Genomic DNA, 25347 nt, shown 5'->3' with positions numbered 1-25347 from the left:
GATGGAGCAGCCCGGTAGCTCGTCAGGCTCATAACCTGAAGGTCGTAGGTTCAAATCCTACTCCCGCAACCAATATTGCCAATATAATACAACGCACTAGCGCCCCACGGGGCGCTTTTGGCGTTTGGGTCGCAGGAACTGGTGCTACAATGGTGCTACGATGAAGAGCAAAGATCGAATGACCTGAGATGGGGCAATAAGGGCGGAGAACAACCTGCGTTTACACCCACGAAAAGGGAGGCGCTTTTTCCACACAGCGCAGGCGAAAACAACTTCAACCAAAGTCTTCTCCTCTAGCGAGTAATACTAAGTTCAAAATATGTAATGGAATCCAAACCTCTTTGATCGAGGCTATCAGGTCCTGTCGCAAACGATGGATTGTATTTACCATCAAACAGGCCAGACAGGCTCCCGACGCTTTTGCAAACGAAGATGTTTCCAGCGGTGACGGTTTCGAAAATAATGTTCGGGAGCTCAAGAAAATGCCGCGCGCGCGCCGACAGGAAATCTCCTTCACAAGTCTCCCTGGTTACTTGATGTGCTTCATAAGGCTCGGACTCGCAGACTTGATCCGTTGCGCACTCCCTAAGGAACTCTTCGAAGCGCTGCTGGTGCCCTCTTCCGATCACATCTGGATCCATCGGCTCGAGCGAATACTCGAAGCTTATTTCCTGCTCTTTGGTCGCGATGGACAAAATTTGGAATCCATCCCGTGAAAGAAAGAAATCACCAATACTCTGGTAGCATTCTGACTGGGGTGCGCTGCTTGGGTAACGGGAGGCCTTGCAGACTACACCCTCCACTCTTGGTCCAGAACCTAGGCCCTCTCCCGCATATCCAGCGAGTGCCGAAGGGCAGGCTTCACAAACCAGAAGGAATAAGAGGTTTAAGAACAAGATATTCAAACTAGTTTTGCGAAAGACTCTGATGTTTTTTCTTTGTGCGTTAGCTCTATGGGCAAGCATAGCAATGTCCGCTTTAATGAATCGCCCAGTTTTTTTATGGCGCTGACGTCGAACAATTGGAAGCCGGCAGGCTTTTGACTAGGTTGCCTCAACTGATGTCGTTTGGACAAGCAACGCCCTCCGGTAACCCGACTGTCGAAATCTCCCGGCCACTGGGCCCTAATTCGGTAATTTCCCCAACTGCACTAAAAAAACATTTCAACACTTGGGACAACTTTTTGTAGATCTAGCGCAACTAGTTGCAGCAGCCTACTGAGGAGATTCTCACTTTAAAATTGAGTCATTTTATCCGTGTGATGGTCGCACGGGAAGGCAAGCGGACTTTCGCTGCACGATGCACCAACGACTGCTGAGCGGGACGAAGCTGCCACTTGTTTCGCCTCGTTCAATGGCCGGTTCAGGTCTTGAGCCAACGCGCGCTCCTACCCGATCTCCAAGGGGAGCTACTGCGCATCGCTCCACTGTCGCGGCGACTGCCCATACATTCGTTTGAACTCTCGGCTGAATTGAGATGGGCTAACGTATCCGACGTTCACGGCCGCCTCGTTGACAGTCATCCCCCCGGCGATCTTCATGGCAGCGTTGTTGAGGCGCATAGATTTCACGAACTGGATCGGGGCCATCGTTGTGGCCTGCTTGAACTTGCGATGAAACGCAGCTCGGCTCATGCCTGCGCGGGCTGCCATATCATCAATCGATATCGGCGCGTCCAAATGGGAAGACACATGCGCGATGGACCGCGCGATAGCGTTGCCAGCCCCAAAGGCTTGGCGCGCAAAAATACCCGCCTCGCCCTTCAAAACCGCGTAATACAGCTCTCGCAACCGCGTTTCCCCAAGGACCGCCGTGTCCGTCTGGCTGGCCCCAAGCTGAAGCAGCCTAAGCAACGCATCGGTGAAACCCTCATCCCACCTGGCCAGTCTGATCCCTTGCGCACGCAAACCGCCGGTGACCACGGGGAGCACGCCCCCGGCACTTTCCATCTCCGTCGCCAGTTCAGTCATCACACGTTTATCCAGTGAAACCATGACGCCGTAGAGAGGGTTATCCACGGATGCGGCAGGTGTTCCGGCCTTCACAGGCATCGACATCGGGCAGCACAAGTATTGGCCGTCATCATATACATATCTTCGGCCGTCCAGAACAGCCTCCTTGGCCCCACTTACGATGGCAACAACACAGGGTTCATAGACCGCCGGAACACATGGGATCGCTTGTGTGGCCCGAAACAGACGCACGCCCTTGATGCCGGTTTCCGTCAGGCCGTCTTGGTCGGTTCGACCTTGGACAAGCTGTTTGATTTGTACTTTACTCATGTGCCTGTTGTAGTGCGTCAAATTCAGCCGTGACAACCCAAGTGATACAATCAGGCAAGTAATTGCGACGATATCGCCTATTTCCGCCCGTTCGTGAGAGTTAACTACCTACTCAAGACGAAAGCAGATATCGCGCTGCTGTTGTGCCGGCGCCAAAAGGAGCAACGCTATGACAGACACGACTTACGGACCCAATGGCTGGACGCCTGACCGTCTTGGCTCACTTGCGGGCAAAACCTATGTCATCACCGGCGGCAATGCTGGTGCCGGGTTTCAGGCCTCACGCATCTTTCTGTCGAAGGGGGCAAAAGTTGTAATGCTGAACCGCAGCGCCGACAAATCGACCGCCGCCATCAAGGAATTGAAAGAGGAGTTCGGCGGGAGCGCTGATGTGAGCTTTGTGCGCATGGACCTGTCGGATCTGGCAAGCGTCCGCGCGGCGGCTGAAGAGGTTCTGAAAACCGTTCCTCGGATCGACGCGCTGATCTGCAACGCGGCCATCGCGCAGGTGCCGACACAGAAACTTACCGTTGATGGGTTTGAAAGCCAGCTTGGCACAAACCACTACGGGCACTTCGTGCTGTGCGGGACGCTATTTGACCGGATCGAAGACAGCAAGGGCCGGATCGTCGTTGTCGCCAGCCTTGGCTACAACCTGGGGAGCAAGACCATCCAATTCGACGACATGAACTGGGATAAGAATTACAGCGCCAACCCTGTCTATAGCCAGAGCAAGCTGGCGCAGATGATGTTTGCCTATGAGTTGCAGGATCGCCTTGAGGCGACAGGCAGAGGCGTTCAGGTTTACGTCTGCCACCCGGGGTCCTCGGCAACTTCGCTGATTTCCACCAGCGGCAACTGGTTGACCAAGCTGCTGTTCAGGCTCATGACCCTTACCCCTATGGTGCAATCCGCCGAAAAAGGCGCCTACCCCGAGGTAATGTGCGCGACCGAAGACGGGCTGGAACAGCGCGCGCTTTTTGGTCCGACGGGCCGAATGGAGTTTGTGGGTCCGGTAGGCAAAGGCACCCTGCATGCGCACGCCTACGACAAAGCTGTAATGACAAAGCTATGGCACGTCTCCGAAGAGGCGACAGGCTTCCACTGGGATTTCTAACCGAGATGCGAGCGAGGGGCATTTCGCGTCTCGCTCGCAATAGCGGACATTCGGACACTTTGCAGTATTTGGCAGTTTGGGCTCGAAGCGGATCCTTGGCGCGCGACGGGCCAAGGTCCGGTTTGGGCCGAATGTCGACGTGAATGCGCTTGACTGAACGACGGTTTTGTCCCGTTGTCGGACCTTGGTGCTGACCGCATCGAATGACAGCTCTCCGCCCGTTCCTGCCGTCGGTGAGATTTGCAGCATCTGTCACTCTGGGCTCAGAACTGCCATTCCCTGCAAACACCATGGATGTCTGCTGGGCGGACGACGCTGCCGTCCGCGAACTGCTCCCTCGGAAACCGCCGCTTTTTCGAGGCCAGGGGAAACTTCGTTTATTCAGGTTAGCACCGACCACAACACGTGGGCGGCCATATAGATAACTATCATTGAGCCGATGGTGTAAAATATCGCTCGGACTTCATGTGATTGCTTTGACACGTATGCCGCGAAGTGAGCAAGCCGGGCCAGAACGAAACCATACATCAATACCTGTGCATGCAGGAGGATTGGATTCACGACTACAAAGAGTAATCCGGCGATCAAAAACCCAGGAATATTCTCAAGGTCATTTCTGTGCATCCGACGGGAACGATCAACAAATTCGTTGACTTCCAATTGGGCTTCATTCGGAGCCCGGTTGATGAGCCCCGGTCTCAGGTCTTCGGGACTGGCCCAGCCCGAATTGGCCTTCAGCATCCGGTACACTGTCATCCAACCTTGAAGCATGAGCTTCAGTACGGCCAATGCCGCCGCAATGACATAAACCTCGAAAACCGCGTTATCCAAACTTAGCAGATCCATGGCGTTATCGCCCTTTCATGCTTGTTTACCGTTGGCAAGTGGGGTAGCTTACCATTGGTAAACAATCAAGGGAAAACTGATGGGGGACCTCAGAACGGACGCGAAGATACTTGGTGTAGTACAAAAGCTGCTTGCGTCTGGTGGCTTAGGCGCCGTCTCTTTCGACGCAATTGCGCGTGAGTTGGGTATTTCAAAGCAGGCAGTGCTGTATTGGTTTCCTTCTAAGGGCGATCTGCTTGCGGCCATGTTCGTCGATTGGCTGGGCGCAGAAGCCCATGAGGCCGAAAGTGCCCTGGAGTCTGCCGATACAGCCAATGAGGCCGTCGAGGTTTTTGTGCGAGCAATCACGAGGTTTCACATGGGTGACCTTGATCGGTTCCGCATGATGTATCTTGCGCCGCAGACGCTGAAAACAGGCGTTCAGGAAGCAAAGGATACCGTTGCACTCGAACGAATCCATGCCACGACATCGCGTATGTACGGCACCTTTGCAGCGCACCTTGGTGGAACGTTGGAACAATCACGCCAATCTGCATTTGCGATTCATTCGGCTGCTTTAGGGCTGGTGATGATGCTTGGATTATCTGAGGGCATTGGTGATCCACTAAAGCACTCCGAAGATGATCTCGTTACGGCGCTGATTGCCAAACTATCCACATAAGTAACGGAAAAGGTCGATGCTGATGGAAAACACCATCGAGGTTTCTTTCGCCAAATGCGAGCAGGACTTTGAAACGGTAAGAGGATTGATGCGTGAGTACTACGGCTAGACCCCATTATAATGGGGGGATTGCCGACCAACTGGTAGTCTGCGAACAAAACGGACATTTTCACTTTTTAGATGAATGGCTGAAATGCTGCGCAAAGTCGTTCAAACCTGCGCCCAGTATTACAATAGGCAGCGCGCTGATTGTGTAGACCTTTAATGGTCGCCCTAGCTACGCTTTCCAAACCACATGCGACTGATCAACCGATCTCGCAAGTAGAACTGGTGATAGACCCATCCAGCGACATGAAGACCGATCAAGACAAAAAGGACGGTCGCTATTATGCCGTGCACTGTTCGAGCTGTGAAAACACTGAAGGTGGGCGGTAAGCCTGCATCGGATCCTCCGAAGACGATCGAGAACAGACCCGCTGAATAAGCAAGTGCAATGCCGCTGCCCACCATCGAAAAAACTAACGCATACAGTCCCAAATGCGCCAGTTTAGCGCCGGAATTCAGCGCTGCACTGCCCGCATCCGCATGAGGTGGAGCCTTGGCGATGACCCGCAAAAGTAGTCGCGTGACCATAAGCGCCCCGATTGTCAGCCCCCAAATCATATGGCCGGTCAGCCCAAACATCTTGTCTGGGCTATCGTTTGGGATCTCAGCCAGACTGGGTCCACCAAGAATGAGAGCTACTAGGATCATTACCGCGATGAGCCAATGCAGGCCGACGAGAAAGGGATGATATCGTTTCATTGTGTGGTCCAGTCATTGAAAGACGCCGCAATGCGAGCAAGGAAGAATAGGTTCAATCCAGTCTATCTATTTCCCTGCCAATCACCTACGAAACAAACAGAACGGTTTGTTACATAGGTGGAACATGCGTACGTTTGATTGGGAACTCCTGCCACATTTTCTTGCCGTTGCTCGCGCGGGCAGTTTGCGGTCCGCAGCAGAAATGGTCGGTGCCAGTTACGGCACTGTCAATCGAAGTATTCAGGCGCTGGAAACCAGCTATGGCGTGCGATTGTTTCACAGGTCCCAACGGGGCTTTTCGTTGACCGAATTCGGAGAAGCCCTGTTGCCGATGGCAGAAGAGGCTGAGCAGAAAATATTCGCCGCGCGCAAACGGGTCGAAGGGCTTGATCGTAGCGAGGCAGGCAAAATACGGTTCTCGCTGACGCCAACGCTTGCTTACGACATTGTGGCACCGATAGTTGCGCGCTTTAGTGATAAATATCCCGAGATCGACATTGAGATGAGGCTGACGTCCGAAGTGGAATCGATCACCAATGATAAAACCGACATATCGTTGCGTGCCGCCCACGAGGTGACCGAAGATGTGGTCGCGCGTAAACTATTCCAACTAGAAATTGGCGTTTATGCCAGCAAAGACTATCTTGAACAGAAGGCCCCCAAAGCGGGGCCGGGTGGAGCGGGTCTCACATGGATTGGCACTCCGACGAAGGGTGCTCCTGAAAGCTGGACACAGCGCTCGCCTTTTCCGAGAGCAACGCTGCGCCACGAGGTATCGGATGGACAGATGAGAATGCGCCTCGTGAACCTGTCTGTCGGCATGTCACATATGTCAACGCTCTTTGAACCCGTTTTTCCAAACCTTCGCAGGATGCCGGGAACGGAGTTGTCCCCCGGTCCATGGTTATGGTTGCTCCTCCACTCGGACCTAAGAAGAACAGTGCGCGTCCGGCGATTTGTCGACTTTCTCACTGAAGAAATGCGAGCCTTGCACAGGACGGGAAAGCACGGCCCATTCAGCTAACGTCTGCACACCCATGTTCAGTGAACACTTAAAGCAAACGAGATTAGAGTGGCGCCAAATTGAGTGCAGAAAGCGCATTTCAAGTAGATCTGGTGAGAGCCAACATTGGGCAAGCCGACATTCAAGGCCAACCCAGCAACAGTCACTTCGGGCTCGACCCGGCCTTTCGCTGCGCTTTGCAGTGAGGGCAGCTGAGGGTCGATTGCTGCCGCACGGTTTATTCGGCGAACTCCTTAATTGGGCGTGAGGGTTGCTCTAAGTAGCAAGTCAAGTTGGTTGCATGCTCCCGCAACCAATATTACAAAACCCCCGCTCCAGAAATGGCGCGGGGGTTTTGTGTGAAAACAGCGTAAGGGTGAAAACCCTGGGCCGTTTTTTCGTTTGGGGGCAAATGTAGATGTGAACTGAGGCCCAGTGCGAGCGTCCGGGGATTCTCCGGCCGAATTGCGGGTTTTTCCCGTGTTTCCAGGGGAAATTCACGCCGTTCGTGACGCAAGGTCATGTTAGCGACAGAACTCCGAATTTCCGGTTTCGCCGCGCTGCGGCGGAGTGAGGCTGGCAAGGCTCTGGTTTTAAGAAGATTTTTTCATTGATCGTTAAACCATTTACAGAATAGGAGTGGTGTAGTGAAAGAAATTTACAAGAATTTTGTTGTGCAAACGCAGGTTAGACTCGTATTTTCACACCCGGTGGGGATGCTGTGTCAATCGCGACACCCTTCACCCTGCGCTTAGGCGTTGAGGAGGAATTTGAAGGAGGATCCCGAATGTCGTTGGATGAAACCACAGCCAAAACCTATGCCCCGTCTGCCGAGTTCTCGGCGAAGGCTCACATTGATGCGGCGCGCTATGATGAAATGTACGCCGCGTCGGTGAATGACCCCGAGGCATTCTGGGCTGAGCACGGCAAGCGGATCGACTGGATCAAGCCGTTCACCACGGTGAAGGACACTTGCTATGACTTCGGCAAGGTCTCGATCAACTGGTTTGCCGATGGCACGCTGAACGTTGCCGCCAACTGCGTCGACCGCCACCTGGCGACGCGCGGCGACCAAACCGCAATCATTTGGGAGCCCGACAGCCCCGAAGATGAAGCAAAGCACATCACTTACAAGCAGCTTCACGTGGAAGTCTGCAAGATGGCCAACATCCTGGAAGAACTGGGCGTGCGCCGCGGCGACCGCGTGGTTCTGTATCTTCCGATGATCCCCGAAGCCGCCTATGCGATGCTGGCCTGCGCCCGGATCGGCGCGATCCATTCGATCGTGTTCGCCGGGTTCAGCCCCGATGCGCTGGCCGCCCGTGTGAACGGATCTGACGCCAAGCTGATCATCACCGCTGACTATGCCCCGCGCGGCGGCCGCAATACGCCGCTCAAGTCGAACGCCGACGCGGCGCTGCTGCACACCAAAGATAGTGTGAAGTGCCTGGTCGTGAAGCGCACCGGCGGTCAGACCACTTGGGTTGACGGTCGGGATTTCGACTACAACGAAATGGCGCTGGAAGCCTCCGAGATTTCGCACCCGGCCGAGATGAATGCGGAAGATCCGCTGTTCATCCTCTACACCTCGGGGTCGACCGGTCAGCCGAAGGGCGTCGTCCACAGCTCGGGCGGCTACCTGGTCTATGCGTCGATGACGCAGGAATACGTGTTCGACTACCACGACGGCGATGTGTTCTGGTGCACCGCCGATGTGGGGTGGGTCACGGGTCACAGCTATATCGTCTATGGACCGCTGGCCAATGGCGCCACGACGATTATGTTCGAAGGTGTGCCGACCTATCCGGACGCCGGCCGGTTCTGGGACGTCTGCGCCAAGCACAAGGTCAACCAGTTCTATACCGCCCCCACCGCGATCCGTGCCCTGATGGGCAAGGGCAATGAGTGGGTTGAGGGCAAGGACCTGTCGGACCTCAAGGTGCTGGGCACGGTGGGTGAACCGATCAACCCGGAAGCCTGGAACTGGTACAATGACAAGGTTGGCGGTGGGAAATGCCCGATCGTCGACACCTGGTGGCAGACGGAAACCGGCGGCCACATGATGACCCCGATGCCGGGCGCCCACGCGACCAAGCCGGGTGCTGCGATGAAGCCGTTCTTTGGCGTGCAGCCGGTGGTTCTGGACCCGCAATCGGGCGAAGAGATCCACGGCAACGGCGTCGAAGGCGTGTTGTGCCTGAAGGACAGCTGGCCGGGTCAGATGCGCACCGTCTATGGGGACCATGAGCGGTTCCAGAAGACCTATTTCAACGACTATCACGGTTATTACTTCGCTGGTGACGGCTGTCGTCGTGACGAAGATGGCGACTACTGGATCACCGGTCGTGTTGATGACGTGATCAACGTGTCCGGCCACCGGATGGGCACCGCTGAAGTCGAGAGCGCCCTGGTGGCACACGCCAAGGTCGCCGAGGCTGCCGTGGTCGGCTATCCGCACGACATCAAGGGGCAGGGCATCTATTGCTATGTCACCCTGATGAACGATGTGGAGCCGAGCGAGGAGCTTCGCAAGGAGCTGCGCACTTGGGTGCGCACGGAAATCGGCCCGATCGCAGCACCCGACCTGATCCAATGGTCGCCTGGTCTGCCCAAGACCCGGTCCGGCAAGATCATGCGCCGCATTCTGCGCAAGATCGCCGAGAACGATTTCGGCGCGCTGGGGGATACCTCGACACTGGCAGAACCGGCTGTGGTTGACGACCTGATCGAAAACCGCATGAACCGGAGCACGTCCTGATGGACGGCGCGAACACTGCAAACGTCGCCCCGGTTCTGATCCTTCTGGGCCCCCCCGGGGCCGGGAAGGGCACGCAGGCCCGGATGCTGGAAGAAAAGTTTGGCCTGGTCCAGCTATCGACTGGTGATCTATTGCGCGCGGCTGTGGCCGCAGGCACCGACGCTGGCAAGGCCGCCAAGGCCGTGATGGAAGCGGGCGAATTGGTCAGCGACCAGATCGTCATCGACATCCTGCGCGACCGGTTGGGTGACGCGGATTGCGCCAAGGGCGTGATCCTGGACGGTTTCCCTCGCACCACGGTTCAGGCCGAGGCGCTGGACGAACTGCTGAGCGAAAGCGGCCAGAAGATCAACGCAGCCATTTCCCTGGAAGTGGACGACGCGGCGATGGTGACCCGGATCTCCGGCCGCTATACCTGCGGCAGCTGCGGTGAAGGGTATCATGACGAATTCAAGCAGCCCGCCAAAGATGGCGTCTGCGACAAATGTGGCGGCACGGAGATGAAACGCCGGGCCGACGACAATGCCGAGACCGTGGAAAGCCGCCTGGTGGCCTACCATGCTCAAACGGCACCGCTCATTGCCTATTATGACGGCAAGGGCAGCCTGCAGAAAATCGACGCAATGGGGTCGATTGATGATATTGCAGGCGGACTGAGCGCCATCGTGGTTAAAGCGACGGCGTAAGAGGACAGGTGGGGTCACGCTCGGTGGTCCCATCGGAGGAACTAGAAAAAAGAGGGAGGAGGGCACATGTCCGACAACTCATCCAATAGCGCGTATTGGTCTGCCAATGTGCGTATCATTCTGATCAGCCTTGTGATTTGGGCGATCGTATCTTTCGGGTTCGGCATTCTGCTGCGCCCCATGCTGTCGGGCATCGCCGTGGGCGGAACCGATCTGGGCTTCTGGTTTGCTCAGCAAGGCTCGATCATCGTCTTCCTGGCGCTGATCTTCAACTATGCCTGGCGCATGAACAAACTCGACCGTGAACACGGCGTAGACGAAGAATAAGGGACCCAGGGACAGATGGATCAGTTTACAATCAACCTGCTGTTTGTGGGCGCGTCTTTCGCGCTTTACATCGGCATCGCAATTTGGGCCCGTGCGGGCTCAACCTCGGAATTCTATGCGGCTGGCCGGGGTGTTCACCCCGTTACCAATGGCATGGCGACCGCTGCTGACTGGATGTCGGCGGCTTCCTTCATCTCGATGGCCGGTCTGATTGCCTTCACCGGCTATGACAACTCGTCGTTCCTGATGGGCTGGACCGGTGGCTATGTGCTGCTGGCGCTGCTGCTTGCACCTTACCTGCGCAAGTTCGGCAAATTCACCGTGTCGGAATTCATCGGTGACCGCTTCTATTCGCCGACCGCGCGGATCGTGGCCGTGATCTGCCTGATCGTGGCATCGACCACCTACGTGATCGGTCAGATGACCGGTGTGGGCGTGGCTTTCGGCCGCTTCCTTGAGGTGGACAACACCACCGGCCTTCTGATCGGTGCAGCCGTTGTGTTCGCCTATGCCGTTCTTGGCGGCATGAAAGGTGTGACCTACACCCAGGTGGCTCAGTATGTCGTGCTGATCCTGGCCTATACCATCCCGGCGATCTTCATCTCGCTGCAGCTGACGGGCAACCCGATCCCGGCCCTGGGCCTGTTCGGTGACCATGCTGCTTCGGGTGAGCCGCTGTTGGCAAAGCTGGACGCGGTTGTGCGTGAGCTGGGCTTCAACGAGTACACCGCGCACCATGCGGATACGTTGAACATGGTTCTGTTCACCCTGTCGCTGATGATCGGTACGGCTGGTCTGCCGCACGTCATCATGCGCTTCTTCACCGTTCCCAAAGTGTCCGACGCTCGTTGGTCCGCTGGTTGGGCACTGGTGTTCATCGCCCTGCTGTACCTGACCGCTCCGGCCGTTGGTGCGATGGCGCGTCTGAACATCTCGGAAATGATGTGGCCCAATGGCGGTATCGAAGGTGGCGCCGTGACGGTTCAGCAGATCGAGGGTGAAGCCCGGTATGACTGGATGGCCACGTGGCAGAAAACCGGTCTTCTGGACTGGGAAGACAAGAACGGCGACGGTGCGATCCAGTACTACAACGACGCGAACGCCGATCTGCAAGCCATGGCTGCGGAAAAGGGCTGGGAAGGCAACGAGCTGACCAAGTTCAACCGTGACATCCTGGTTCTGGCCAACCCCGAGATTGCCAACCTGCCCAGCTGGGTGATTGGTCTGGTCGCTGCCGGTGGTCTTGCCGCCGCGCTGTCGACCGCTGCCGGTCTTCTGCTGGCCATCTCGTCGGCTGTGTCGCATGACCTTATCAAGGGCTCGATCAACCCGTCGATCTCGGAAAAAGGCGAGCTTCTGTCGGCACGGATCGCCATGGCTGTTGCCATTGCGGTTGCGACCTACCTGGGCCTGAACCCTCCGGGCTTCGCCGCGCAAACCGTGGCCTTGGCCTTCGGTCTGGCCGCGGCCTCGATCTTCCCGGCGCTGATGATGGGTATCTTCTCGACCCGCATCAACAACACGGGCGCCGTGGCCGGCATGCTGGCTGGTCTGGTCGTGACGCTGGTCTACATCTTCCTGCACAAGGGCTGGTTCTTCATCCCTGACACGAACAGCTTCTCGGATGCTGATCCGCTGCTGGGTACGGTCAAGTCGACCTCGTTCGGTGCGATCGGTGCTGCGATCAACTTCATCGTGGCCTATGTGGTGACCGGCATGACCAAGCCGCTGCCGCAGGAGATCAAGGACCTGGTTCAGTCGGTTCGCGTTCCGCGCGGCGCCGGTTCGGCTCAGGATCACTAAGGTGTTCCGGGTGGGGCGCCCTGACGCGGCCCACCCCCTTTAATTCCTGTCCCGTCCGGTGCACACCGGGCGGGACATTTCTTTTTTCGAAAGGCCTTGAGTCGTCATGCCGCTCACCCACGAACAAATTCTGCGCTTCCTGTCCTCCGTGCACCCCTATGACGTGCTGCCGCGTGAGGCGGTCGAGGCGATCGAACCCGCCTTCGTGTCACAGGCATTTGCAGCCGGGGATGCGATTTATGCGTTCGGCAAGGAATTGGACGGGCTTTATATCATCTATGAGGGTGAGGTTGAGGTCACCGACGAAAACGACGTGGTGGTCAGCAACCTGGGCCTGCGCAATTCCTTCGGTGAACGCGGGTTGTTGCGCGACGGGCTGGCGGCGACCACCGCCCACGCCACCACCGACTGCACGTTGCTGTTGTTGCCTGCCAAGGGGTTTGACCAGCTTTTGAAAGAACACGAGGCGGCACAGCGGTTCTTCGACCGGTCGCGCAGTGACAAGCCAGTGAAGGCCGACCTGGCCACGACCCAGGTGGAAACCCTGATGGCGCAGAACCCGGTCACCTGTGACGCCACGGACGACGTGCAAGCCGCCGCCGTTCTAATGCGCGACAAACGCGTGTCGTCGCTGTGCGTGACCGACGGCGACAGCCTAACCGGCATCGTAACCACCCGCGATCTGTCGGGCAAAGTGCTGGCCGAGGCGCTGCCGGTGACCACGCCGATTTCACAGATCATGACCGCAGACCCGATCACGCTGGCGCCGTCCGCCATCGGCTCGGACGTGCTGCACGCGATGATGGAGCGCCGGATCGGCCACGTGCCGATCGTCGAGGCCGGCAAGCTGGTGGGCATCGTCACCCAAACTGACCTGACCCGGTTCCAGGCCGTGTCGTCGGCCGAGCTGGTCAGCGAAATCGCCCGCGCCAAGACCGCCAAAGACATGGCAAAGGTCACCACCCGCATTCCGCAGCTTCTGGTGCAGCTGGTCGCGGGCGGACGTCCACATCAGGTTGTCACCCGCCTGATCACCGACATCGCCGACACCGCCACACGCCGCCTTTTGATGCTAGCCGAGCGCAAGCTGGGCCCCCCTCCGGTGCCCTACCTGTGGTTGGCTTGTGGCAGCCAGGGGCGGCAGGAACAGACCGGCGTGTCCGATCAGGACAATTGCATTATCCTGGACGATGCGGTGACAGATGCCGACCGCGAAGGATACTTCGCCGAGCTGGCGAAATTCGTCTGCGACGGGCTGGACGTGTGCGGCTACGTCTATTGCCCCGGCGACATGATGGCGACCAATCCGCAATGGTGCCAACCGCTGTCGGTCTGGCGCGGCTATTTCAACTCCTGGGTCAACAAACCGGTGCCCGAGGCGCAGATGCTGGCCTCGGTCATGTTCGACTTGCGCCCGATTGGCGGCTACACGGGCCTGTTTGACAATCTGCAGGACAAGACGCTGAAGATGGCGTCGAAGAATTCGATCTTCGTAGCGCATATGGTCTCCAACAGCCTGAAACACACACCGCCGCTGGGTCTGCTGCGCGGCTTTGCGACGATCCGGTCGGGCGAGCACAAGAATTCGCTGGATCTGAAACACAACGGTGTGGTGCCGGTGGTGGATCTGGGCCGCGTTTATGCGCTCCAGGGGCGGTTGGGCGAGGTGAACACCCGCGCGCGGCTTGAGGCTGCGCAACATGCGGGCGTGTTGAGCAAATCGGGCGGGCGCGACCTGCTGGACGCCTATGACCTGATCGCCGAAACCCGGTTGGAGCATCAGGCGAACCTCGTGAAGGCGGGCGCGGCACCGGACAATTACCTGACGCCGTCGACCTTATCGGAATTTGACCGAAGCCACCTGCGCGACGCGTTCGTGGTGATCAAGTCGATGCAATCGGCCATCGGACACGGGCGCGGCATGCTGAGCTGACCGCGCATCCCCCGGGTTGAGGAGCGCGGGGGGCAAGACAGAAAAGGGGAGGAGAGCAGATGTTCTATGAACTCGTTGCAACGCTGGTGGCCGGTGTGGCCGCTGCGGGGGTTGTGCTGGCCTTGAACCAGCTGACAGGCAAGCGCCTGCCCAAATGGATGATGCCGGTGGGCGCGGGGCTGGGCATGATCCTCGTTTCGATCGCCAATGAATACGCCTGGTATGATCGCAATGCGGGCAATCTTCCCGAAGGGCTTGTCGTGGCGCAGACGATCGAAAACAGCTCGTCTTATCGCCCCTGGACCAAGGTGAAACCCTATATCGACCGGTTCGTTGCGGTGGACGTGCAGTCGATCCGCATCCATCCAGAGGCACCCGAACGCCGCATGGTGGACACGTTGTTCATGGGCCGCTGGGCAGCGGTGAACAAGCTGACTGTGCTTGCCGATTGCGACGCTGGCCGACGCGCGGCCCTGTTCGACACGGTCGGTTTCGGCGCGGATGGCAGCGTGCAGGGCGCGGAATGGGTCACTGTGCCGGGCGATGATCCGCTGCTGACCACGATCTGCTCCGCCGAGGTTCCGCGATGAAGTGGTTTATCTCGCTGTCGCTGCGCCTGCGCATATTCCTGTTTTTCGCTCTGGTGGCGGTGGGCGGCGTGATGATCACGCTGGGCGCGCTCTACGTAGGCTACCAACGTGTAGCGGAGACCGATCCGCTGTCGGGCTTCGTTTTCGCGGGGGTGCTGTCCGGGTTTGGCCTGCTCGCCCTGTCCGCCGGGGTCTGGTTCCTGTTTGACGAAAATCTGGCCAAACCGATTGAACGCATGGCCACAGGTCTTCGCTCGCGCGCCCATGCGGGGGCGGGCGGTGTTGATACCCATGCGGCGCGATACCTGGGCGATCTTGCCCCGGCGGCCGAAGCCGTATCGACGCAGCTTAAACAAACCACGATGGATCAGGCCGGCGTTGTCGCCGCCGAAACCGCACGCTTGGCCGCCGACAAGGCTCGGCTAACGGCGCTGTTGTCGGAGATTCCCGTTGCGATGGTTCTGGTCAACCCAGCGCACCAGATCGTGCTTTATGACGCGCAGGCGGCGGGGCTGTTGAATCAGGTCTGTCCAGCGCGGCTGAATGCCTCGATCTTCGACTATTTCCAGCGTGATGCCTTCCTGGCGGCCCATAAGAAGATGGTGAAAACCGGGTTCGAACAAACCTTTAGCGACCTGTCCAGTGCCAATGGTTTGGAATTCGAAGCCCGTCTGAAACCGCTTGGCCCAGGTGAAGGGTATCTGTTGATGATCGATGACGCCCATTCAACCACAGATCCTGATACCGCGCGTCCAGTCGTGTTCGATTTCGACCTGATGGAGGCGCAGGCGGGCGACGACATGATGAACACGGCGTTGTGCGACCTGACCTATGTGGTGTTCGACACGGAAACCACCGGGCTTCTGCCCCATAAGGATGAGATCGTTCAGATCGGCGCCGTGCGCGTCGTGAAAGGTAAGATCGTGCCCGGCGAGGTGGTGGACCAACTGGTCAATCCGGGGATGAAGATCCCGCCCGCCTCTACCAAGGTACACAAGGTTACCGACTTGATGGTGGCAGATGCGCCGGTGATCACCGAGGTGGCAAAAGGGTTCCACAATTTCGCTCGTGATGCGGTGCTGGTCGCGCACAACGCGCCGTTTGACATGGCCTTTCTGCGCCGCCACGCCGAGGCAACCGGTGTGGCCTGGGATCATCCGATCCTTGACACGGTGCTGTTGTCCGCCGTGCTTTATGGCACAACCGAGGTGCACACGCTGGATGCGCTGTGCGAACGGTTGGGCGTTGAAATCCCCGAACACCTGCGCCACACCGCGTTGGGGGATGCGCAGGCAACCGGCGAAGTGCTGTGCATGATGCTGGAAATGTTGCGTGCACGGGGGGTTGAAACGCTTGGTGAAGCGATCGAACAGGCCAAGAAACACCGCCGTCTTCTGACCGACCTGAACTAAGGGACCTTTCGTGATGACCGACTATCTGTTCGCGCCGCCGAAGGTGAACACCGTCGCTGTTGTGGGCGAAACGGCCCTGTTTCCGGTGCACCGTATCTTCTGCGTCGGGCGCAACTATGCCGCCCATGCCGCCGAGATGGGGAACGAGGTCGACCGCGAAGCGCCGTTCTACTTCACCAAAACCCCCAGCGCGGTGCTGGCCAGCGGGCAGGTCTTGCCTTATCCGCCGGGCACTTCGGATTTCCACTATGAAATGGAGCTGGCAATCGCCATCGGTGCCGAGGCGTTTCGGGTGCCGGTCGCCGATGCGATGGCGGCGGTCTATGGCTACGGATGTGCGCTGGACATGACCCGGCGCGACTTGCAGAAAAAGGGCAAGGACAGGCGGCGGCCCTGGGATCTGGGCAAAGATGTCGAGGGGTCGGCGGTGATGGCGCCCCTGACGCGCGCGTCGGATTTCGCTGTGGACGGGCGGCGGATACATTTGTCGGTGAACGGGGAAACCCGTCAGGACGCAACCTTGGACGACATGGTGTGGTCCGTGCCCGAGATCGTCGCCGACCTGTCGAAATTCTATCACCTGCGGCCCGGGGATATCATCCTGACCGGCACGCCCGCCGGGGTTGGCCCGGTCGTGGCCGGGGACCGGCTTGATGGTGGGATCACGGGGCTTTCACCCCTCTCGCTGACCATCGGCCCCACCCAATAGCGCTCATCCTGTCAGCAGGTCGGCCCCCCTCGGTTGACCCAAGCGCTCCAGCAGGTCACGCAGCATCCTGCGACAGGCCGGGCCACGCCAGGTGGGTGGAAAGAAGGCGTCGGGCAGGGCCGGGTGACGCAGAACCAGACGGCGCCAGCCGTGCACGATCAGAAGCCGCAGCACCGCGCAAGTCAGCGGGTCGGGTTTGTCCGCTTCAAGCGCCTGATCGACCACCTTCAGTGCCTGTTCGAAACTGACATAATCCTGCAAAAGCCGGGGGGGCATCACCGCAGCCGACAGCCAGGTCGGCACTTGAAGCGCGTTGCCTTCGAGCAGCAACAGATCGGGGCGATCCGGGGCGGGCCCCTGTCCCAGATAGGCGCCCGGCGCGATCACGATATGGCCAAGGCCGCGCAGTTCGGCGTCCAACCTGTTGCGCCCGGCCTGCGTCATCGGTTGGGCCACCATCACGTGCCAGCCGGTCGGCTGGTGGGTATCGAAATCATAGATCCGCGCGGCGGCCTCGTTGGCCTGCGCCCGCCCGCTTTCGGTCAGGATATGCAATGACCCGCGCCCGACGCGCCGCGACGAAATCCAGCCATCCTTGCGCAGCCGATGCAGCGCCACGCGTAGCGCCTCGGGCTTGATGTCAACCGCATCCGTCAAGGCGCCCAGAGTGGCGCCAGAGACCTCGGCGCCCGGCGCACGCGCCATGTCGCCCAGGATGGTCACGATCAGCGACCAGACCCGCAGATCCCCGCCCGACAAGGCCGCGATGGCCCGGGTGGTGGCCTGCGGGCGGTCCATCAGTATTGAACCATGGTCAGCAGTTCGTATTCCGCAACCAGTTCGGCGTCCTGATTGGTCAGGGTGACGTGCCAGCGCACCTCGCCATATTCATCCGTGCGCCGGGTCTTGGCCTTTACACTCAGCCGCACGGCGATGCTGTCGCCCGCCTCAACCGGCTTCATGAAGCGCAAGTTGTCCAGCCCGGTGTTGGCCAGAACCGGCCCTTCGTTGGGTTCCACGAACAGGCCCGCGGCGAAACTGAGCAGCAGGTAGCCATGTGCCACGCGGCCGGGGAAGAACGGGTTTCTCTCGGCGGCTGCCTGATCCATGTGGGCATAGAAGGTGTCACCGGTGAAATGTGCGAAATGTTCGATATCGTCCATCGTAACCCTGCGGGATTCGGTGTGAATCGTCTCACCAATGTCGAGATCGTGAAAGCGGCGGGTAAAGGGGTGTGCCGGGGCGGGTACCTCGGAACTGCCCGAAACCCAACGCCCACAGATCGACGTAAGGATGTCAGGGCTGCCTTGGATCGCGGTGCGTTGCATATAGTGGAGCACACCGCGAACGCCGCCCATTTCCTCGCCGCCGCCCGCGCGCCCAGGGCCGCCGTGCACCATGTGGGGCAGGGGGGATCCGTGGCCGGTGCTTTCCTTCATCGAGGTCGCGTTGTTGAAGTAAAGCCGCCCGTGGAAGGCGCCGGCGCCCATCGCGACCTCACGCGCGACATCGCCCGAAGCGGTGATCACCGAGGCGACCAACGACCCCTCACCTTTGTTGGCCAGTGCGATGGCGTGGGGGATGTCGCGATAGCCCATGATGGTCGACACCGGGCCGAAGGCCTCGGTCTCATGCACCACGGTGGCCGTGTCGGGGGCGTCGCAGCGAAACAGCATCGGCGCCACGAACGCGTCGGGGTTCACATCGCCCGACAGGGGCAACGCGTCCGGGTCGCCATAGACGCGGGCGCATTCGCCGCCGATCAAAGCGGCTTTTTCCAGCACGTCGCGTTTCTGCGCTGCTGACACCAGGGCTCCCATGCGGGTGCCTTCCGCGCGGGGGTCGCCTATCACGGTCTTGTCCAGCTTTTCTGACAGCGCGTCGATCACGTTCTGCACTTGCCCCTCAGGGGCAATAATGCGGCGGATCGCGGTGCATTTCTGCCCGGCTTTCGTCGTCATCTCGCGGTGTACTTCCTTGATGAACAGGTCGAATTCCACGCTGCCGGGGGTCACATCCGGGCCCAGGATCGACGCGTTCAGGCTGTCCTGCTCGGCCACGAAACGCACCGAGTTTTTCAGAATGTTGGGGTTTGACCGCAGCATTGATGCGGTCTGCGCCGAACCGGTGAAACTGACCACATCCTGCGCGCCCAAACGGTCCAGAAGGTCGCCGGTGCCGCCGGAAATCAGCTGCAACGCGCCGTCGGGTAGAATGCCGCTGTCCAGCATGATGCGCACGGCGGCCTCGGTCACGTAACACGACGCGGTCGCGGGCTTCACGATGGCGGGCACACCGGCCAGCAGGGTCGGGGCGAGCTTTTCCAGCATGCCCCAGACCGGGAAGTTGAACGCGTTGATATGCACCGCGACGCCTTGCAGCGGGGTGGCGATGTGCATGCCTTTGAAGGTGCCGCCGCGCGACAATTCTTCGATTTCGCCGTCGATATAGACCTGCCCGTCAGGCATTTCCCGCCGTCCCTTGGAGGCAAAGACGAAGACCGTGCCGACGCCGCCGTCGATGTCGATCATGTGATCGCTTTGCGTGGCACCGGTGTCGAAGCTGAGATCATAGAGCGCCTGTTTGTGCTGCCCCAGATGCATCGCCAGCGCCTTGAGCATCTTGGCGCGGTCATGGAACCCCATCGCGCGAAGGGCGGGGCCGCCGACATTGCGCGCATGGTCCAGCATCGCCTGCACGTCCAGCTGGTCATTGCCGGCTTCGGCGATCTGCGCGCCGGTGATGGCCGAGGCAATCGGGCGGGCCGCGGAATTGGGTGCAACCCATTGTCCAGCGGCGAAGCTGGCGACTTTCATGATCGTCATGGATTTATCCTTTCGGGGCGTTCAGGCCAAGGTTTTCAAGGGCTTGCGCCGCGGTCGCTTCCCATTCCTCGCGCAGTTCGGCGTTGGTGGAATGGCGCAGGCCGAAGGCTTGCAACTGGCTGGCACGGGTCGAGATATCCTTGCCGAAGCTCGCCGCCACACGCGGCCACCAATAGTCGACCGAAGCTTGCAGCGGCGCGTCATCCAGGCGCTCCAACCCCTCGGTGGCCAGCTCGGCGTGGCGGGCTTCAACCGGGGCAATGGCGCGGAACGCGTCGGCCAGCGGGGCATAGGAGACGCGGGCGAATTCATCCAACTGCACGCCCACGGCAAGGCCCATCAGCAGGTTCATCACCACCGCGTCAGCCCAGCCTTCAAGCGGGTAGTTGAACACCGCCAGGCGCATGTCCGCGTCATTGCGCGCGGTGCCGATGTCGGCGTCCCGAGCGAGTCGATCGGTCCAGGGATGATGGGTGGCGTATTTCGCGGTGTTGGCGCCAAAGTCGCCCATGATCGTCAGCACCTTGTCGGCATTGTCGGTCTTTTCCAGCACGATCTTGGCTGCCGCGATGCGTTCCTTGATGCCGGGGCCTGCGTTGATCACGTCGGCAAAGCCGGCCGCTCCGGCCAATTCGCTGTCCACGAACGTGGCCATCAGCCGCATCAATTCAGCGCGGTAGCGCGCGGGCACGTTCGACGGGTTCGACAATTTGCCGCCCTGGGCCAGGTAGTCTTCGATCTTCATATCGGACATGGTGCCCTCCTATTGATCGTAATCGACGGTGACTTTGTCGGTGATTGCGAAGCTTTGGCACGACAGGACATAGCCCTGTTCGACCTCGTAATCCTCCAGCGCGTGGTTCGCGACCATTTCAACTTCGCCCGAGGTGACCTTGCAGCGACAGGTCGAGCAAACCCCGGCCTTGCAGGCAAAAGGCGCGTCCATGTCGTTGGCCAGGGCCGCGTCCAGGATCGAGGTGTCCGCGTCCATCGTGATGGTTCGGCTGGCGCCGTCCAGGGTGATCACCGCCTGGGTGCCCTTGGTGGCGGCCTTCGCCTTGCCGGACGCCTTGCGCTTGGCCCGACCCGGTTGGGCCGAGGCAAAGAGTTCGAATTTGATCTGGCTGTCGTCCAGCCCGTGATCTCGCAGCGCCTTGGCGATGCCCAGCATCATCGGCTCCGGCCCGCAGATAAACGCGGTGTCGACGCTTTTGATGTCGATCCAGTGCTTGAACAGCTGGGCGCATTTCGCTTCGTCCACCAGCCCGGTGAACAGGTCGATCTCCTGCGCGTCGCTTTCCAGGATGTGGATCACGTTGAAACGACCCATGAAGTGGTTTTTCAGGTCCTCAAGCTCCTCGCGGAACATGATCGTGTTCACCGCTTTGTTGGCATAGACCAGCGTGAATTGGCTGTGTGGTTCGCGCGCCAGCGTCGTCTTGATGATCGACAGGACGGGCGTAATGCCCGAGCCCCCGGCAAAGCCCAGATAGTTGCGCGTGGCACCGGCATCGAGCGGCAGGAAAAAACTGCCCATCGGCTCCATCGCCTCGATCGTGTCGCCTTCCTGAAGCTCGGTGTTGGCCCAGGTGGAGAACGCGCCTTCGTCTACGCGTTTGATGCCGACTTGCAAGATGCCTTCATCCTTGCCCGCACAGATCGAGTAGGAGCGGCGCAGCTCTTCGCCGTCAAAATTGCGGCGGAAGGTCAGATATTGGCCTTGGGTGAAATCGAAGGCCGATGCGTCGTCGGGTTTCAGGGTCACAACCACCGCATCGCGGATGGTCTTGTGAATGTCGGTCACGGTCAGATTATGGAAGCGCGCCATGTCGGGTCTCCTCAGATGCACTTGAAATAGTCAAAGGGTTCGAGGCAGCTCCGGCATTTCCAGAGCGCCTTGCAGGGGGTTGAGCCGAACTGGCTGGATTTCTCCAGATCGGTCCCGTGGCAATTGGGGCAGCGGGCCGGAACGCCCTTGGCGGGCGGGGCAATGCCGAATTTCTCCAGGCTTGCCGCGCCTTTTTCTGTCAGCCAATCGGTGGTCCAGGCCGGGGACAGCTGGCGTTTGAGCGTCACGTTGGTGAGCCCGTTTGCCGCCAGGCCCGCCAGGATATCCTCGTTGATCTGGGTCGTGGCAGGGCAGCCGGAATAGGTCGGCGTGACGGTCACATTCAGCATGTCGCCCTCCCAGGTCACATCCCGAATAATGCCCAGATCAACCAGCGAGATCACGGGGATCTCGGGGTCGGGGACGGCATCCAGCCAGTCCCAAATCTGGGCAATCTCAGGTTTCACCACTTGGCCCCCGGATAGGCGCGTTGCAGCCATTGCATCGAGGTCAGAAGATGCCCCAGATGCTCGGTGTGCATATAACCGGTGCGCCCGCCTTTGTGGGCGTATTTGCTGTCCGGCTTGGTCAGCGTCGCCTCGGTCAGCACGCGGGTCACCAGCGCGTCATATTCGTCGCGCAGGCTGGACGGGTCGGGGGCGATGCCTGCCTTGACCATGGCGGCGTCGACCTCGTCGCTGGCAAACATCTCGCCCACATAGGGCCAGAGATAGTCTAGCGCGGCTTGCATGCGGGCGTGGCTTTCGGGGGTGCCGTCGCCCAGACCCACCACCGTGTCGCCCGAGCGTTCGACATGGTAGGCGGCCTCTTTCGAGGCCTTCTCGGCGATGTCGGCAACGCGCTGATCGGACGATTTCATCAGCTTGCCCAGCATCGTCACGTTCCAGGCGTCGAACAGGAACTGGCGCATCATGGTCTGGCCGAAATCGCCGTTGGGCAGTTCGACCAGCAGCACGTTGCGGAAATCCCAGGCGTCGCGCAGGAAAGCCAGGTCATCGGCCGAGCGGCCCTTGCCCTCAACCTCGCCTGCCAGGCCCAGCCACAGCTGCGTCTGACCGATCATGTCCAGCGCCGTGTTCGCCAGCGCGATGTCTTCTTCCAGCACCGGGGAATGGCCGCACCATTCCGACACGCGGTGGCCCAGCACCAGGGTGTTGTCCCCCAGGCGCAGAAGGAATTGAAACAGCGGGTCCATCACATGTGCCCCACTTCTTCGGGAATGTCGAAGAAGGTCGGGTGGCGATAGACCTTGGTGTTCGACGGCTCATACAGCGGGCCTTTTTCCTCAGGGGAAGAGGCCGCGATGTGTGCTGCTTCCACAGCCCAGATCGACACGCCTTCGTTGCGGCGGGTGTACACGTCACGTGCGTTCTTGATCGCCATTTCGGCGTCAGGGGCGTGCAAGCTGCCGACGTGCCGGTGGCTCATGCCATGCTGACCGCGGATGAAGATTTCCCACAGGGGCCATTCGTTGCTCATCTGATTTCTCCTTATTCCGCTGCCAGTTTGGCGGCTTTTTTCTTGGCGTGGGCCATCAGGCCGTCACGCACCCATTCGCCGTCGTCCCAAGCTTTTTGCCGGGCGGCAAGGCGGTCGACGTTGCAGGGGCCGTTGCCCCGGATCACGTCCATGAATTCGTCCCAATCAGGGTCCGAGAAGTCATAGTGACCGCGCTCTTCGTTCCATTTGATGCCGGGTTCCGGCAGGTCCAGGCCCAGGTATTCGATCTGCGGAATGGTCTGGTCGACGAATTGCTGGCGCAGCTCGTCGTTCGACTTCACCTTAATCTTCCAGGCCATCGACTGTTCCGAATGGGTCGAGTCGCTGTCATGCGGACCGAACATCATCATCGCGGGGAACCACAGACGGTTCAGCGCGTCCTGTGCCATTTGTTTCTGCGCGGGCGTGCCAAAGGCCATCTGCATGATGGCGTGATACCCTTGGCGCGCGTGGAAGCTTTCTTCCTTGCAGATGCGCACCATCGCGCGGGAGTAGGGGCCATACGAGGTCCGCTGCAACGCCACCTGGTTCACGATCGCCGCACCATCGACCAGCCAGCCGACCGCGCCGATATCGGCCCAGTTCAGGGTGGGATAGTTGAAGATCGAGGAGTATTTCATCCGGCCTTCGTGCAACAGGCGCACCAGCTCGTCGCGGCTTTCGCCCAGGGTCTCGGCGGCCGAGTAGAGATAGAGCCCGTGCCCGGCCTCATCCTGCACCTTGGCCAGCAGGATCGCCTTGCGCTCCAGCGTGGGCGCACGGGTGATCCAGTTGCCTTCTGGCAGCTGGCCGACGACCTCGGAATGCGCGTGCTGGCCGATCTGGCGGATCAGCGTGGCGCGGTAGTCGTCCGGCATCCAATCTTTGGGTTCGATCTTTTCGTTGCGGTCGATCCGGTCCTGGAACTCGCGTTCCTGGTCCGTCATCTCGTCACGCGGGGTGATGCCCGAGCGGGCCGTTTTGATCAGCTGTGCATACATTTCAGGTCCTTTCCAGGATAAGGGCGACGCCTTGGCCGACGCCCACACACATGGTGCAGAGGGCATAGCGGCCCCCGGTACGTTTCAATTGATACGCGGCCGTCAGAACCAGACGCGCGCCGGACATGCCCAGCGGATGGCCCATCGCAATGGCGCCGCCATTGGGGTTCACGCGCGGGTCGTCGTCGGCGACGCCCAGTTCGCGCAGGGTGGCAAGGCCCTGGGCTGCGAAAGCTTCGTTCAGCTCGATCACGTCGATCTGGTCGATGCTCAACCCGGCCTTTTTCAGCGCCTTCAGGCTGGCCGGCACCGGGCCGATGCCCATCACGCGGGGCGCGACGCCTGCGGCGGCCATGGTCACGACGCGCGCCATCGGGGTCAGATCATTGGCCTTCACGGCGGCGTCCGAGGCGACCAGGATCGCCGCGGCCCCGTCGTTTACGCCCGAGGCATTGCCTGCGGTGACGCTCAGGTCAGGGCCGTTCACGCCGCGCAGCTTTGCCAGTTGTTCAACACCGGTGCCGGGGCGGGGGTGTTCGTCGGTGTCGACAATCACCGCGTCGCCCTTGCGCTGCGGGATCGTCACCGGGGTGATTTCGTCGTTGAACCGACTGGCGTCGTGCGCTGCGGACCAACGGGCCTGACTTCGCGCTGCCATCGCGTCCTGATCGGCGCGGGAAATGCCATAGTCTTCGGCCACATTGTCGGCGGTCTGCGGCATCGAATGGGTGCCGTGGGCCGCGTCCATCTTCGGGTTCACGAAGCGCCAGCCGATCGTGGTGTCAAAGACCGCGTTGGCGCGGGTGAAGGCCGCACCCGCCTTGGGCATCACGAAGGGCGCGCGGGACATGCTTTCGACGCCACCCGCAATGCACAGGTCATAATCCCCCGCCTTGATCCCGCGTGCGGCCATGCCGACCGCGTCCATGCCGCTTGCACACAGCCGGTTCACAGTGGTGCCCGGTACATCCACCGGCAGGCCCGCCAAAAGGGCTGCCATACGCGCCACGTTGCGGTTGTCTTCGCCGGCCTGATTGGCATCGCCATAGATCACGTCGTCCACGCTGGCCCAATCGACGCCCGGGTTGCGGTCGATCAGCGCCTTGATCGGCACTGCGGCCAGATCGTCCGCGCGCACCGATGACAAAGCGCCGCCATAACGCCCGATCGGCGTTCGCACGGCATCGCAGATGAATGCGTCCATGAAATCCTCCCTTGATGTCGGCGCCACAGCAAAGCCGACCGTGCGGTCAGGGATAATGC

Annotated in this window: 24 protein-coding genes; 11 read left to right on the top strand and 13 right to left on the bottom strand. The window is 59.9% G+C overall.

All coding sequences use genetic code 11. The features are described 5' to 3' along the window. Window positions 1–293 precede the first annotated feature (293 nt). Together MN188_RS07770 and MN188_RS07765 are read right to left on the bottom strand one after the other, a co-directional pair. Window positions 294–695, bottom strand: coding sequence for a hypothetical protein (locus MN188_RS07770; protein WP_242107294.1), 402 nt, complete (start codon window positions 693–695; stop codon window positions 294–296). Between the two features lie 713 nt (window positions 696–1408). Further along, the gene (locus MN188_RS07765; RefSeq protein WP_242107292.1) at window positions 1409–2281 is read right to left on the bottom strand and encodes an AraC family transcriptional regulator; all 873 of its coding nucleotides are present in this window, start codon (window positions 2279–2281) and stop codon (window positions 1409–1411) included. A gap of 169 nt (window positions 2282–2450) precedes the next feature. Here MN188_RS07765 and MN188_RS07760 point away from each other — a divergent pair, with 169 nt between their 5' ends. Next, window positions 2451–3398: an SDR family oxidoreductase gene (locus MN188_RS07760; protein WP_242107290.1), complete on the top strand. Its 948-nt coding sequence runs from the start codon at window positions 2451–2453 to the stop codon at window positions 3396–3398. 381 nt (window positions 3399–3779) lie between these two features. On the opposite strand, the gene MN188_RS07755 is transcribed toward MN188_RS07760, so the two are convergent. After that, window positions 3780–4244 (bottom strand): MAPEG family protein, encoded by a 465-nt coding sequence (locus MN188_RS07755; RefSeq protein WP_242107288.1) that lies wholly within the window; start codon window positions 4242–4244, stop codon window positions 3780–3782. Between the two features lie 79 nt (window positions 4245–4323). Between MN188_RS07755 and MN188_RS07750 the strand changes: the two genes are divergently transcribed. Beyond that, the gene (locus MN188_RS07750; RefSeq protein WP_242107286.1) at window positions 4324–4905 is read left to right on the top strand and encodes a TetR/AcrR family transcriptional regulator; all 582 of its coding nucleotides are present in this window, start codon (window positions 4324–4326) and stop codon (window positions 4903–4905) included. A 273-nt stretch (window positions 4906–5178) separates the two neighbouring features. Here MN188_RS07750 and MN188_RS07745 read toward each other — a convergent pair whose 3' ends face one another. Next, window positions 5179–5709: a cytochrome b gene (locus MN188_RS07745; protein ID WP_242107284.1), complete on the bottom strand. Its 531-nt coding sequence runs from the start codon at window positions 5707–5709 to the stop codon at window positions 5179–5181. A gap of 124 nt (window positions 5710–5833) precedes the next feature. Between MN188_RS07745 and MN188_RS07740 the strand changes: the two genes are divergently transcribed. The 9 genes from MN188_RS07740 (at window position 5834) to MN188_RS07700 (ending at window position 16930) form a co-directional block, all read left to right on the top strand. Beyond that, window positions 5834–6733 (top strand): LysR family transcriptional regulator, encoded by a 900-nt coding sequence (locus tag MN188_RS07740; RefSeq protein ID WP_242107282.1) that lies wholly within the window; start codon window positions 5834–5836, stop codon window positions 6731–6733. A 766-nt stretch (window positions 6734–7499) separates the two neighbouring features. Continuing rightward, entirely contained in the window at window positions 7500–9470 is a 1971-nt protein-coding gene (gene acs / locus MN188_RS07735; RefSeq protein ID WP_242107280.1) for an acetate--CoA ligase, read from the top strand. Further along, window positions 9470–10156, top strand: coding sequence for an adenylate kinase (locus MN188_RS07730; RefSeq protein ID WP_242107278.1), 687 nt, complete (start codon window positions 9470–9472; stop codon window positions 10154–10156). The genes acs and MN188_RS07730 overlap by 1 nt, the downstream gene beginning before the upstream one ends. Window positions 10157–10222: 66 nt before the next feature. Continuing rightward, entirely contained in the window at window positions 10223–10483 is a 261-nt protein-coding gene (locus tag MN188_RS07725; protein ID WP_242107276.1) for a DUF4212 domain-containing protein, read from the top strand. A 15-nt stretch (window positions 10484–10498) separates the two neighbouring features. After that, window positions 10499–12286, top strand: a complete 1788-nt coding sequence (locus tag MN188_RS07720) for a sodium:solute symporter family protein (protein WP_242107274.1) — start codon at window positions 10499–10501, stop codon at window positions 12284–12286. A gap of 106 nt (window positions 12287–12392) precedes the next feature. Further along, window positions 12393–14219 carry a DUF294 nucleotidyltransferase-like domain-containing protein gene (locus MN188_RS07715; protein WP_242107272.1) on the top strand — a complete coding sequence of 609 codons (1827 nt, stop codon included), beginning with the start codon at window positions 12393–12395 and terminating at the stop codon, window positions 14217–14219. A gap of 59 nt (window positions 14220–14278) precedes the next feature. Then, the gene (locus tag MN188_RS07710) at window positions 14279–14809 is read left to right on the top strand and encodes a hypothetical protein (protein WP_242107271.1); all 531 of its coding nucleotides are present in this window, start codon (window positions 14279–14281) and stop codon (window positions 14807–14809) included. Further along, the gene (locus MN188_RS07705; protein WP_242107269.1) at window positions 14806–16221 is read left to right on the top strand and encodes a 3'-5' exonuclease; all 1416 of its coding nucleotides are present in this window, start codon (window positions 14806–14808) and stop codon (window positions 16219–16221) included. Before MN188_RS07710 ends, MN188_RS07705 begins: the two co-directional genes overlap by 4 nt. A gap of 13 nt (window positions 16222–16234) precedes the next feature. Continuing rightward, window positions 16235–16930 (top strand): fumarylacetoacetate hydrolase family protein, encoded by a 696-nt coding sequence (locus MN188_RS07700; protein ID WP_242107268.1) that lies wholly within the window; start codon window positions 16235–16237, stop codon window positions 16928–16930. A gap of 3 nt (window positions 16931–16933) precedes the next feature. On the opposite strand, the gene MN188_RS07695 is transcribed toward MN188_RS07700, so the two are convergent. The 9 genes from MN188_RS07695 to pcaF are packed head-to-tail and all read right to left on the bottom strand — an operon-like array spanning window position 16934 to window position 25288. Then, entirely contained in the window at window positions 16934–17728 is a 795-nt protein-coding gene (locus tag MN188_RS07695) for a PaaX family transcriptional regulator C-terminal domain-containing protein (RefSeq protein WP_242107266.1), read from the bottom strand. Then, window positions 17728–19755, bottom strand: a complete 2028-nt coding sequence (gene paaZ, locus MN188_RS07690) for a phenylacetic acid degradation bifunctional protein PaaZ (protein WP_242107264.1) — start codon at window positions 19753–19755, stop codon at window positions 17728–17730. The genes MN188_RS07695 and paaZ overlap by 1 nt, the downstream gene beginning before the upstream one ends. Window positions 19756–19759: 4 nt before the next feature. Then, window positions 19760–20509, bottom strand: a complete 750-nt coding sequence (locus tag MN188_RS07685) for a Phenylacetic acid catabolic protein (RefSeq protein WP_242107262.1) — start codon at window positions 20507–20509, stop codon at window positions 19760–19762. A 9-nt stretch (window positions 20510–20518) separates the two neighbouring features. Next, entirely contained in the window at window positions 20519–21583 is a 1065-nt protein-coding gene (locus MN188_RS07680) for a 2Fe-2S iron-sulfur cluster-binding protein (protein WP_242107252.1), read from the bottom strand. Window positions 21584–21594: 11 nt separating this feature from the next. Next, a complete protein-coding gene (gene paaD / locus MN188_RS07675) occupies window positions 21595–22083 on the bottom strand; it encodes a 1,2-phenylacetyl-CoA epoxidase subunit PaaD (protein WP_242107250.1) in 489 nt (162 codons plus the stop codon). Continuing rightward, the gene (paaC, locus tag MN188_RS07670; protein ID WP_242107248.1) at window positions 22047–22799 is read right to left on the bottom strand and encodes a 1,2-phenylacetyl-CoA epoxidase subunit PaaC; all 753 of its coding nucleotides are present in this window, start codon (window positions 22797–22799) and stop codon (window positions 22047–22049) included. Before paaC ends, paaD begins: the two co-directional genes overlap by 37 nt. After that, window positions 22799–23083 (bottom strand): 1,2-phenylacetyl-CoA epoxidase subunit PaaB, encoded by a 285-nt coding sequence (paaB, locus tag MN188_RS07665; protein ID WP_242107246.1) that lies wholly within the window; start codon window positions 23081–23083, stop codon window positions 22799–22801. The genes paaC and paaB overlap by 1 nt, the downstream gene beginning before the upstream one ends. Before the next feature lie 11 nt (window positions 23084–23094). Beyond that, window positions 23095–24084, bottom strand: a complete 990-nt coding sequence (gene paaA, locus MN188_RS07660; protein ID WP_242107244.1) for a 1,2-phenylacetyl-CoA epoxidase subunit PaaA — start codon at window positions 24082–24084, stop codon at window positions 23095–23097. A 1-nt stretch (window position 24085) separates the two neighbouring features. Continuing rightward, window positions 24086–25288, bottom strand: a complete 1203-nt coding sequence (pcaF, locus tag MN188_RS07655; protein ID WP_242107238.1) for a 3-oxoadipyl-CoA thiolase — start codon at window positions 25286–25288, stop codon at window positions 24086–24088. Window positions 25289–25347 lie beyond the last annotated feature (59 nt).

The sequence above is a fragment of the Aliiroseovarius subalbicans genome, assembly GCF_022678625.1.
In the GTDB taxonomy this organism is placed as follows: Bacteria; Pseudomonadota; Alphaproteobacteria; order Rhodobacterales; family Rhodobacteraceae; genus Aliiroseovarius_A; species Aliiroseovarius_A subalbicans.
The sequence above is the reverse complement of the archived record's forward strand: the minus strand, read 5'-3'. Positions and strand labels throughout refer to the sequence as shown.